A 10,301-nucleotide genomic window follows, 5' to 3' on the forward strand; every position below is an offset into this window, starting at 1 on the left:
CTTCGGATTGTCCGTTGGCCAATTCCGCACAGCCTCTGCGAGCGAATTCGGCGGTGTGGAATCGATTCGGCGACGCTCGTACGGGAGGTCCGGCCAGGCGCCGCATCGCATTGATCGTGCTGCGATTCTGGGCGATGAAACTCGCGTAAACATTGGACTGGCCCGAATTGCAATTCCGATGTCCCGATCAGAAACGCAAGCCCGAAAATCGCCTTCCGGCAATTCCCTATCGTGATCGCACCGGCCGATCCGCCATCACTCGGCGCGCTTCGCCCTTCGTTTGCAATCCCCGGAAAACCGCTCCGCTTCACAAGGTGAATGTCCATCATGAATACGCCCGTCCCGCCGCTCGGCAGTCTGCGCATCATCGAAAGCTCGATCCTCGGCCCCGCCGCCATAACCACGGCGCTCGCGGACCTGGGCGCCGAGGTCATCAAGGTCGAAACGCCGGCCGGCGACTACATCCGCGAGATGACCTGGCCGGTCATCGAGGGCGTATCGCTGATGCACTACCACCTCAACCGCGGCAAGAAGAGCATCGCGCTCGACCTCAAGACCGAGGCCGCGCGCCGCATCTACCGCGACCTCGTGCGCGATGCCGACATCGTCATCGAGGCCTCCAAGCCGGGCGCCCTCGCGAAATACGGGCTCGGCTACGAGGAGCTGCGACGGATCAACCCGAAGATCGTCTTCATCACCGTCTCCGGCTACGGCATGAGCGGCCCGTACAAGGACATGCCCTCGCACGGCATCGCCTACGACACCTGGGCCGGCATCGTGAAACCCGCCTATGACGACGAAGGTTTCTGCCACATCCCCGAGCACGTCGGCATCGGCATCAACGCCGCGCCGCTGTTCGGCGGCCTCGCCGTGCTCGCCGCCGTGATCCGCGCCCGTGAGACTGGCGAAGGCTGCTTCATGGAGCTCGCGCAGAGCGACGCGGCCGCCGCCTTTGACTGGTACCGCAGCGAAAGCCACATGGCCTATGCCCGACCCGAGGACGTCGTCACCGGCAACAAATCCGACAACTGGGTGCGCCGCCCGGTCGCGACCGCCGGGATGAAGGAGGGCGTGCGCTACCAGCTCTACGAATCGGCAGACGGCCACGTGCTGTTCATGGCCTCGGAGCAGGCCTTCTGGAAAAACTTCTGCGCCGGCGTCGGTCGCATGGACCTCTTCGACAAGTGGCCGGGCTCGAAGTACGCCGACCACGCCCGTGGCAACCGCGAACTGCAAGCCATCCTGCGTGACATCTTCAAAACGCGCACTACCGAGCAGTGGCTCGCCTTTGGCGTCGAGGCCAACACGCCGATCGCGCCGGTCAACACCGCGCAGAACATTGTCGACGACCCGCAGTTCAAGGCGCGCTTCAAGCTCATCCCACACGAGACGCACGGCGCCGACATGCTCGGCTTCCCGGTGCAGTTCGTCGGCGAGGAGCTGCCGACGCCCTCGCGTGCGCCAACCGTCGGCGAACACCGCGACGCGGTGCTGCGCGAAGTGCTCGGCTACGACGCCGCGACCATCGATGCCCTCGCGCAGGACAAGGCTTTCGGCTGAATCCATTCCGGCGCCCCGCGGGCGATGTCAATTCCGGATATTCCCGCGGCCACATTCGATACCAATCACGCCGTCCCGGGCAAAGCCCCCTCAATAGAATGAAATCGAGACCGCGAACCGGTCAGCGCCCATTCCTGAAGGAGCCACGATGAGCAACCCCCTGCACACCCCCCTCTGCGACAAGCTCGGCATCGAGTACCCGGTCGTCGCTTTCACCCACTGCAAGGACGTCGCCGTCGCCGTCATCAACGCGGGCGGTTTCGCGGTGCTGGGCGAAGCGCTGCACACCCCCGACCAGATCGCCGCGGACATCAAGTGGATCCGCGAACGGATCGGCGGCAAGCCCTTCGGCATCGACCTCGTGCTGCCGTCCTCGGTGCCGGAGGAGAAGAGCGTCGACGAACTGCTCGCCATGATCCCGCCCGAGCAGCGCGAATTCGAGCAGATGATCAAGCACAAGTACAACGTGCCCGATCCCAAGGTCGCGCCGGACATCCACCACTGGGGCGGCCTCGACCAGAAGCGCGCGCTCGACCAGCTCGAAGTCATCTTCGACGAGCGCGTGCCGGTGTTCGCCTCCGGCCTGGGCTCGCCGGCTTTCCTGCTCAAGCGCGCGCACGAACTCGGCATGCAGGTGTGGGGCCTGGTCGGCAAGCCGAAGCAGGCGAAGAAGCAGCTCGCCGCCGGCACCGATGTCATTATCGCGCAGGGCTACGACGCGGCCGGCCACACCGGCAACATCGGCACCTTCTCGATCGTGCCGCAGGTCGTCGATGCCGCGCGCGGCACCGGCGTGCCGGTCATCGCGGCCGGCGGCGTCACCACCGGGCGCCACCTCGCCGCGGCGCTCGCGCTCGGTGCGGACGGCGTGTGGACCGGCTCGCTGTGGCTCGCGTCGCGCGAATCGGACGTCAACCTCCCGCTCAAGGAGCGCCTCATCGAGGCCGAGACCGACGACACCGTCTACTCCAACTGCATCTCCGGCTACACCATGCGCACCACCCGCAGCCCGTGGCACAACGAATGGAGCAGCGAGGCCGCGCCGGACGTCCTCAAGCCGCCGCTGCAGATGATCCTGTCGTCGAACTACATCCAGGGCTCGCTCGACTACCAGCGCAAGGACCTCATGACCGAGGCCGCGGGGCAGGGCATCCATTACGTCACCGAGATGAAGCCCGCGCGCCAGATCCTGTCGGATATCGTTGAGGAGGCCCTCGATGTCTTCGACCGCTTCGCGGCCTGACTTTCCGCCCAACTCGCCGGCGGACAGCGGCTTCCTCGCCGGGTTCGACGCCGCGCTGAGCGGCCGTGTCGCCGACTGCGACGGCGGTCGCCCGATCGCGGGCACCAAGTTCGCCGGCCGGCAGGAGTTCACCGGCACGCTCACCGGCGCCTACCGCGACTTCGGCCCCTATCCCTGGCGCTGGTACCTGCTCGGGCGACTCACCCGCAAACCCGAAGGCTTCGCTCACGACGCCGTGTGGTGCGACGCGGACAGCCTCGACCTCACCGGCGCGGTCGATCCCGCCGGCCTCAGCCAACCCGAACAGGAGTGACCCCCATGCGAATCGTCGTATGCGTGAAGGAAGTGCTCGACCCGGCCGCCGTCAACAACTACGCGCTCGCCGGTAACCTCAAGATCGGCGCCGACGGCTGCACACCCGACGTCGCCGCCATCCCGCGCCTCATCAACGGCTATGACGAACAGGCGATGGAAGCCGCGCTGCGCATCCGCGACCAGGGCGTCGCCTGCACCATCACCGCCGTCACCATCGGCCAGGATCGCAAGGATCTACTGAAGCACTGCGCCGCCCTCGGCGCCGACGAAATCGTCGCCATCGACCCCGGCAGCGCCGCGCTCGACGGCCAGGCCGTCGCCAACATCCTCGCCGCCTACGTGAAGCACACCGGCGGAGCCGACCTCGTCCTGTGCGGCCGCCAGGCCTCGGACGACGACCAGGGCATCGTCCCGCTGCTCCTCGCCGAAAAACTCGGCTTCGCCTCCGCCACCCTCGCGCGTGCGGTCGAGGTCGACGGCAACAGCGTCACGGTGATCCGCGCCACCGCCGACGGCGACGAAACCGTCCGCGGCACGCTCCCCGCCGTTGTCACGGTCAGCAACGAACTCGGCACACCGCGCTTTCCTACCGCGAAGGCGAAGATGGCGGCGCGGAAGATGAGTCCCGTCGAACTCGACCCCGCCGCGTTGGGCCTCACCGCGGAGGATCTTCAGCCGGCCGTTGTGATGCTGCGGCAGTATGTGCCGAAGGTGCAGGGGAACTGCCAGTTCCTCACCGGTTCGCCGGCGGAGATTGCGCGGCAGTTGATGGAGAAGATCAAGGCGGCCTAAGCGCAGGAACTACGTGCAGTGTGTGTGAGCCGGGGGCTTCAGGGTGAAGTCGCCCGGCTCATGACGTTTACTTGGATAGGGGGTCACTGCTGCTCGGCCGAAGCGGCCGTTAAAGGGCGCCGTAACCAAAGACGGCACCGTACAAGTGAGCAACTGTACGAAATGAGGTTGACCTCGACGACGCTTCGCCCGCTTGGCTACTGCTGCACCCGATCCAAATCTGAAGTCGATCGCACGGGGAAGTGGCCGCGGTTTAGGAACGCCTCAGAAGGGCCACTCCTGAGAAGATACAGTTGAGGGCATCCACGGATACTGGGCAACGGAAGAAACGAAATCAGTGGAGTAATGCCAACGCTGCCCCCAGTACTCAACGGCCTCAATCTCCGCCGGCGACGTGGACAACGACTCGAGGTTGGATGCCCAATATTTCGTGTTGTTCACTCCCTCTCTTAGAATCGCAGATGCTTCCTTGACTTCAACAAGTTCTCCACGCGCGAGATTGTCCTGCCGAATGAGTGCTGTCTCTTGCTCAGTGATTATCGCGATATCCTTAACTGCATCCACGACCTCTGCTAGACCCGCCTCCAAGGCCTCGCAAGAGAATACGATGCTCAAGCCCTTAGTTACCTGCAAATTTTTGTCATCGGGAACAGCACCATGTATTGGAGACTCGCTGACATAGATGCACCGATTTCGAAGACTGTCGTACCGAGCTAGAACCTGAGGCGTCCGAATGCTGCCAAGCCGATAGGCAACATAAGAGTGACCATACAAGGTTTTTTGCAGGAGTGGAACCTGATATTCGAGCTCCAAACGGCCCCAATCTTGGTCGACACTTGAGAATAATCCTGTACGAAGCGTCTCGCTCCCGATTGCCTTTAATTCCTTGTACCAGTTCGCAGACGAGTTGGTCGGTACAACATCAGTGATCGCCGTAATTTGAGCGAGGCACTTTTCAATTTCGAGCAGGACGTGCCGCGAGTTCTGCTTTATTAGATCAATGTCGTCCTGCTTAATTGGGCGAAAGTGTGCGAGTGAGTTTCGAACGGTACCAATTTCTTGGAGTTTCGTGAGTACAACTGCTTTGGTTGCTCGAAAGTACGGTGCGAAGTGCTTCCAGTAAGCATCTGACGATATGATCTGGGTAAGTTCCCCACTATTCAGGTAGAGCATCGGCGAGGACACCTCATATCCGAGATAGCCATGCTCGCGAGCCTGAGCGATACGCTTCTTCGTCTCAGTTCTGATGGTGATGCCATCGCCTAAGGCCGCGGCATCCCAGTCTTTGCCCAGCTTATTCTTCAGCACCACGTACACAAAAAGGCGTAACGCATTCTCGAATCGGAAGAGAATGTTCAGGGCCTCGTAGTAGTAAAGATGGAGCCAGCGCTGTGGGATCTTTACGACCCCGTCCGCTGAGACTTCCGCTGACTTCCATTCCATCTTAACGTTCTCCCATTTTACGGTGACGGCCTTTCCGGGGTGACCTGCAGGGCGCTGTCATCCGTCAAGTATCGTCGATATTACGCTCACAGGTTTCCATTGGCATTATACGAGCGTTCGTGGTCATCTTGACCACTGGGCGTTGTTGGCCGGAACGCACCCGCCGACCAGCCGACAGTCACGACTGGGCCGCACTCAAGGAAATCGACTCGATCATCATCGCCGCGTCGGAACTGGTCGATTCATCCCCTACATGTCGGCCAGATTCCCGTTACTGTCCGATGTCCTCATAATGGCGCGGGTGCTGCTGCATGTCCGGCGTAGTGGCGCCAAGGGCAACCAGTCGCTTCGCGGACTGGACTCTGACGAAAGTCTTGATCGCCTCGCGGAAGAGGTCGGCCTTGTCCATGCCCGGATCGGCCACTTCGAGCGCTCGCTGGTAGAGCGCATCATCGATCGTCACGGTGGTTCTCATGGGCGTCTCGCTGCATCAAGATTGATGCAAGTGTGAGTCGAAGGTGATGCTCATTCAAGGGCGAATAGGGGGCAGCGTGCGATCTGGACCCGATACGGCTCGCTGTGTGAGCCATTCGGCCGGATATACGGCGTGAGTCGTTTATCAGTCGGTATACCGCTGTCGCGCTTCACGAAAATAGGGGACACGATTTACCCTCAACGCCGCCGCGGTTAGCCGGCCGCGGCTTTGCCGTCGACTCTGAGGCGGAAGTAACGAGCGGCGCCGCTACCCCGCATTTCAAACAGTCCTGTCGCCTTCAAGGCCTCGGTCAAGGTGGAATGGCCGGAGTTTTCGACGCGCTGCCCGGCTCCCTTGAGTTTTTGCCCGACGCTGCTGACCAGCGCCCAGCCGTTTGCGGCGGTCGCGTCTTTGACGGCCTGGATGAGGGCCGCGCGGTAGGTTTGCGGGGAAGGGGGCTTCGGGTTGGCGGCGGGCGCAGGGGGCCGCGTTCCGTTTGTGGGGCGGCAGAAATAGCTGTGACCGTTCTTGTACGGGCGCTGGACGAGTTCGAACGCGGCGGTCTTCTGGATCAGGTCGATGAACTTGGTACAGCCGTAGGTGCGCGGATCGAAGTCGGAATGATTGGCGTGGATGTACGAGGACACGTGCCCGAGCAGCGCCCAGCCGAGTTCGTCTGCGACATTGGTATAGGCGCGCATCAGCAGGTTGAGTGCGAGGGCCGGCGGCTTGAAGGACGGCGCAGGAGGAGGCTCCGTCGCTTGTGCCGGGGCCGGCGTTTGTGGCACGACGATGGCGTCGGCCGGGGCGGCTTCCGCGGCGATGGCAGGTGCTGCGGCCGGGATTGATGTGGCGCCTTCGGGAGCGGGAATACCGTTCTGGGAATCCGGTTCGCGGGTGTTGAGCAGGTTCTCGACGTAGATGTAACGGTCGCAGGCATTCACGAAGGCCTTCGGCGCCTTCTTTTCGCCGAAACCATAGACGACGAGTCCGTCCTCGCGGATGCGCGTTGCGAGGCGCGTGAAGTCACTGTCGCTGCTGACCAGGCAGAACCCTTCGAAACGGCGCGAATGCAGCAGGTCCATCGCATCGATGATCAGCGCGCTGTCGCTGGCATTCTTGCCGACGGTATTGCGGTATTGCTGGATCGGGTGGATGGCATGTTCGGCCAGCCTGGTTTTCCAGGCCGAAAGATTCTGGCTCGTGAAGTCGCCGTAGATGCGTCGAACCGTGATCCGCGCATGCCGGGTGATCTCTTCGAGGATGGGCGCGATCGATTCCTGGCTGACGTTGTCGGCGTCGATGAGGACGGCGAAAGGCGGGAGGTCGAATTTCATCCTTGCGGCTCGGCATCGATGGCGATGACGAAATGATAGCCGGACGGGATGGAAAATTGTGGTCGAACACTTGCCGACGGGCTCGGCTTGACGGTCCGTCGCTTGGATTCAGCAGACGGCGCTCTATGCGTCCCGGATCAGGGAGTCGGCAATCGAAGCTCAGGCCATCGGCCGCTTGAAGATCCAGCTGCGGTTGGTGGGCGCAAGGAATAGGGGACAGACCACGATTTCACAGGTGAAATCGTGGTCTGTCCCCTATTCCTCTCAATGCGGCCGAAATCGCCGCGTTCGAGCGGGCGGCGTCGTAGCGGTCTCCGCGCCGGGGCCTCAGGCGCCGGCGCGCTTTGCGTAGTATTGCGCGATGGCCGGCGTGCTGCCGATCCGGTCCATGTACTCGGCGAGCTTCGGTGCCACCGTGGCGACCAGGTTGGCCGGGATGTAATCGAGTTTGCCGGAGCTGATCCAGCGCAGAGTGACCAGTGCCTTGAGATCGGCGATCGTCAAACGGTTGTCCGCAAGGTAGGCACCCCCGCCGCTCTCGAGACGAGTCTGGAGCCAGCGCAAATACCGGGGCAGGGTATCGGTTGCCAGGGGGGCGCGCGCCTTTCTAAGGTCTTCGCCCGTCAGGCCGAAGCTTGCACCGATCTTGACGTTGACGTCTTCGATGGCGCTCATGACTTCGTCGCAGAACAAGGCCTGCAGGTCGTCTTCGGGGTACAGCCCGGTCAGCTTGCCGGCGTAACGCGTGATCGCGTCGCTTTGCGTGACCACCCGATTGCCGACCTGCAGGGTGGGAACCTGGTTGAGCGGCGTGGTCTCGCGAACCTCGGCGAAAGCGGCCGGTGCAAAGCGATCGTCCTCGAAAGGGATCCCTCCGATATGCAGGGCCAGTCGCGCAGGCTCGGCCCGCCCGCCGTTGAAGTCGAAATACGTCAGCTTCAGTTTGTCCATTTGTCGTCCCTTTTTGTGGTTCGGTAGCCAGCGAACGAGAAACGTATAGATAGCCCGCGCGGGCGATGCAAGTCCGCCCGCTTACTCGCGCCCGTGCTTTTCGTCCGCATTGTCTGCTTCATCTTCCCACGAGTATCGGCGGCGCGGCGGGATGTCCAGATGCCGCAGCGCGACCGCCGAGACCGCGCCGATCAGCGCCCCGGCAAGGTGGGTTTCCCAAGACATCGCGGGCTGGATCGGCAGTATGCCCCAGATGAGGCTTCCGTACAGGAAGCACACCAGCAGGGACGCGGCGATCGCGCGGCGGTCGTGTCGGATCAGGCCGGCAATGAAGACGTATGCGAGCAGCCCATAGACCAACCCGCTCGCCCCGATATGGATCGACGCGCGGCCCAGCAGCCAAACCGCGATGCCCGGGCCGAGGTAGATCGCCGGAAGCACCCTGAGCGCCGCGTTCGGATAGAGATGGAGCGTCGCCGTGATCAGCACCATCAGCGGAACGGTGTTGGCGAAGAGGTGGGCGACATCGGCGTGCAGCAGCGGAGCCAGGACGATGCCCGCCAGCCCGCTCCATGCGCGAGGACGGACCCCGAACCGCTCCAGGCCCAGACCGAACGCTTCATTCACGATCTGGACGAGCCACAGGAGCGCGACAACGCCGAGTGTGATCCTGCATGCCAGGCGGAAACTCGCGCGTGCCTGCTCCGAAGCGGTGTAGGCCGGGTCGGGGACGTCAACCTGCATCATCATCCAGCCTAGGCGTGCCTTGCTGTCCATGCCCGGTGGCGTCGGGCATCGTGCTCGAAGTCCTGTCGCCTGCGCATCTTCGATTCCCTCCCGTGTGCAATTTCAGCTTCGCCACCGGGAATGACATTCCACCGGCGTCGGGCCATCCATTGACCCAAAAGCAAGAAGCCCAACCACCGTGAAGTGATTGGGCTTCTTGCTTGAATCTGGTTGCGGGGGCAGGATTTGAACCTGCGACCTTCGGGTTATGAGTGGCATGCCTTTCACGTCATAACCCTTTGAATTTTCGCACAACTCAACAAGATCAGTAACTTGCGCTCGGGCAAGAAGGGACTCGAAAGAACATGTGCCCCCGCCACGCCCGTCAGTATTTTTCCATTTTACGCCACGTCCGCACGTTCTAGAAAGCTCATCCGTCTCGCCAGCCTCTCGCTGAAATCTCGTAGGTGTGGTCCACGCGCATACCATACTTCCGGCGCAATTTTTCGCGATCGGCCCAGTTCACCACGTTGGGATACGACACCGCCGCGACAGGCCCACAGACCACCGAAGACGGCAATGGGGGGCTGCGGCTTCTCGGCCAGACCGGCCGATGGAGGTCTTGCACGGAACCAGACTTTGAGGTGGACCGCACACCGGTAAGTCGCCATTCGCCTTGCTGCGCCACCCTTTGCGAACGACGGGCAGCTCTCTGAGCGCTCCAGACGTTGACCAGCGAAGTGGCGAGGTCTCAGTCCGGCCACAAGTTGCCGGTGACCGTTACATTTCAATTGTCTGCCGGGGGCGCTCATCTATGCTGGGAACAATGGCCCCACGGGGATCCTTGTCGCACATTTCTGGACCGTCGGGCCGTTGAGGCTCCGCCCGCCGCCAAACTCTTGGATCAATAGAATGCGGATGGCCGCGGCGGGTAGTTGAGACGGCATTCCCGTAAGCTTTCCCAGGAGACTAAGTATGCTCACTACCGCCGAAAAGAAAGTGGGTAGCGTCGTCCGTGGCTCAGATAGTTACATGAGCAAACAAGGGTCCGTGTACGCACCAGGGATTAGTGCAGAGACGGTTGGCTCCACGGCTGTCTTTCTCGGTATGGTCACGCTGCCACCGGAGGGCCGAACGCGGGCGCATCTCCATGAGTTCCACGAATCTGCGTTCTATTTACTCAGCGGCGAGGAAGTAGAGTTGTTCACCGGGGATCGACTTGAACACAGGGCGCTTGCGCACCCAGGTGACTACCTATTTATCCCGGCCAAGGTCCCGCATGTTGCTGTTAATCGCGGCAAGACGCCGGCCGTCTTTATTGGCGTCCGCAATGAGCCAACCGCGCAGGAAAGCGTGGTCATGCTTCCGGAGCTAGACGCGCTAGTACCGTGATCGGACAGGACCGGTACGGCGGCTTTCCGGCGATGATTCAAAAGAGTTGTTGGTCGCCACCCGACCC

Annotated in this window: 10 protein-coding genes; 5 read left to right on the forward strand and 5 right to left on the reverse strand. The window is 62.3% G+C overall.

Annotated elements, in window-relative coordinates; genetic code table 11:
• Positions 1-327: 327 nt before the first annotated feature.
• The 4 genes from F464_RS0119105 (at position 328) to F464_RS0119120 (ending at position 3,910) form a co-directional block, all read left to right on the forward strand.
• A complete protein-coding gene (locus tag F464_RS0119105) occupies positions 328-1,560 on the forward strand; it encodes a CaiB/BaiF CoA transferase family protein (protein WP_026296149.1) in 1,233 nt (410 codons plus the stop codon).
• Between the two features lie 148 nt (positions 1,561-1,708).
• Positions 1,709-2,803, forward strand: a complete 1,095-nt coding sequence (locus tag F464_RS0119110; protein WP_018991457.1) for a nitronate monooxygenase — start codon at positions 1,709-1,711, stop codon at positions 2,801-2,803.
• A complete protein-coding gene (locus F464_RS0119115; RefSeq protein ID WP_018991458.1) occupies positions 2,778-3,116 on the forward strand; it encodes a hypothetical protein in 339 nt (112 codons plus the stop codon). The genes F464_RS0119110 and F464_RS0119115 overlap by 26 nt, the downstream gene beginning before the upstream one ends.
• A 5-nt stretch (positions 3,117-3,121) precedes the next feature.
• A complete protein-coding gene (locus F464_RS0119120; RefSeq protein ID WP_018991459.1) occupies positions 3,122-3,910 on the forward strand; it encodes an electron transfer flavoprotein subunit beta/FixA family protein in 789 nt (262 codons plus the stop codon).
• Between the two features lie 264 nt (positions 3,911-4,174).
• Here F464_RS0119120 and F464_RS0119125 read toward each other — a convergent pair whose 3' ends face one another.
• The 5 genes from F464_RS0119125 to F464_RS0119145 form a co-directional block, all read right to left on the reverse strand.
• Positions 4,175-5,353 carry a Swt1 family HEPN domain-containing protein gene (locus F464_RS0119125; protein WP_018991460.1) on the reverse strand — a complete coding sequence of 393 codons (1,179 nt, stop codon included), beginning with the start codon at positions 5,351-5,353 and terminating at the stop codon, positions 4,175-4,177.
• Positions 5,354-5,624: 271 nt separating this feature from the next.
• Positions 5,625-5,828, reverse strand: a complete 204-nt coding sequence (locus tag F464_RS0119130) for a type II toxin-antitoxin system VapB family antitoxin (protein ID WP_018991461.1) — start codon at positions 5,826-5,828, stop codon at positions 5,625-5,627.
• A gap of 212 nt (positions 5,829-6,040) precedes the next feature.
• On the reverse strand, positions 6,041-7,165 hold the full coding sequence (locus F464_RS29055) for an NYN domain-containing protein (RefSeq protein WP_018991462.1): 1,125 nt from the start codon (positions 7,163-7,165) through the stop codon (positions 6,041-6,043).
• A 327-nt stretch (positions 7,166-7,492) separates the two neighbouring features.
• A complete protein-coding gene (locus F464_RS0119140; RefSeq protein WP_018991463.1) occupies positions 7,493-8,116 on the reverse strand; it encodes a glutathione S-transferase family protein in 624 nt (207 codons plus the stop codon).
• Positions 8,117-8,197: 81 nt separating this feature from the next.
• Positions 8,198-8,893: a rhomboid family intramembrane serine protease gene (locus F464_RS0119145; RefSeq protein WP_018991464.1), complete on the reverse strand. Its 696-nt coding sequence runs from the start codon at positions 8,891-8,893 to the stop codon at positions 8,198-8,200.
• A gap of 924 nt (positions 8,894-9,817) precedes the next feature.
• On the opposite strand from F464_RS0119145, the gene F464_RS0119150 reads away from it, so the two are divergent.
• The gene (locus tag F464_RS0119150) at positions 9,818-10,234 is read left to right on the forward strand and encodes a cupin domain-containing protein (RefSeq protein WP_018991465.1); all 417 of its coding nucleotides are present in this window, start codon (positions 9,818-9,820) and stop codon (positions 10,232-10,234) included.
• The last annotated feature ends 67 nt before the right edge of the window (positions 10,235-10,301 follow it).

Origin of the sequence: Aromatoleum toluclasticum ATCC 700605 (genome assembly GCF_000378245.1) — a bacterium.
In the GTDB taxonomy this organism is placed as follows: Bacteria; Pseudomonadota; Gammaproteobacteria; order Burkholderiales; family Rhodocyclaceae; genus Aromatoleum; species Aromatoleum toluclasticum.

Excerpts from the sequence above, each read along its gene's own strand:
- F464_RS0119125 (WP_018991460.1), bottom strand. The coding sequence starts at position 5,353 with ATGGAATGGAAGTCAGCGGAAGTCTCAGCGGACGGGGTCGTAAAGATC.
- F464_RS0119120 (WP_018991459.1), top strand. The coding sequence starts at position 3,122 with ATGCGAATCGTCGTATGCGTGAAGGAAGTGCTCGACCCGGCCGCCGTC.
- F464_RS0119105 (WP_026296149.1), top strand. The coding sequence starts at position 328 with ATGAATACGCCCGTCCCGCCGCTCGGCAGTCTGCGCATCATCGAAAGC.
- F464_RS0119140 (WP_018991463.1), bottom strand. The coding sequence starts at position 8,116 with ATGGACAAACTGAAGCTGACGTATTTCGACTTCAACGGCGGGCGGGCC.
- F464_RS0119130 (WP_018991461.1), bottom strand. The coding sequence starts at position 5,828 with ATGAGAACCACCGTGACGATCGATGATGCGCTCTACCAGCGAGCGCTC.
- F464_RS0119115 (WP_018991458.1), top strand. The coding sequence starts at position 2,778 with ATGTCTTCGACCGCTTCGCGGCCTGACTTTCCGCCCAACTCGCCGGCG.
- F464_RS0119145 (WP_018991464.1), bottom strand. The coding sequence starts at position 8,893 with ATGGACAGCAAGGCACGCCTAGGCTGGATGATGATGCAGGTTGACGTC.
- F464_RS0119150 (WP_018991465.1), top strand. The coding sequence starts at position 9,818 with ATGCTCACTACCGCCGAAAAGAAAGTGGGTAGCGTCGTCCGTGGCTCA.
- F464_RS29055 (WP_018991462.1), bottom strand. The coding sequence starts at position 7,165 with ATGAAATTCGACCTCCCGCCTTTCGCCGTCCTCATCGACGCCGACAAC.
- F464_RS0119110 (WP_018991457.1), top strand. The coding sequence starts at position 1,709 with ATGAGCAACCCCCTGCACACCCCCCTCTGCGACAAGCTCGGCATCGAG.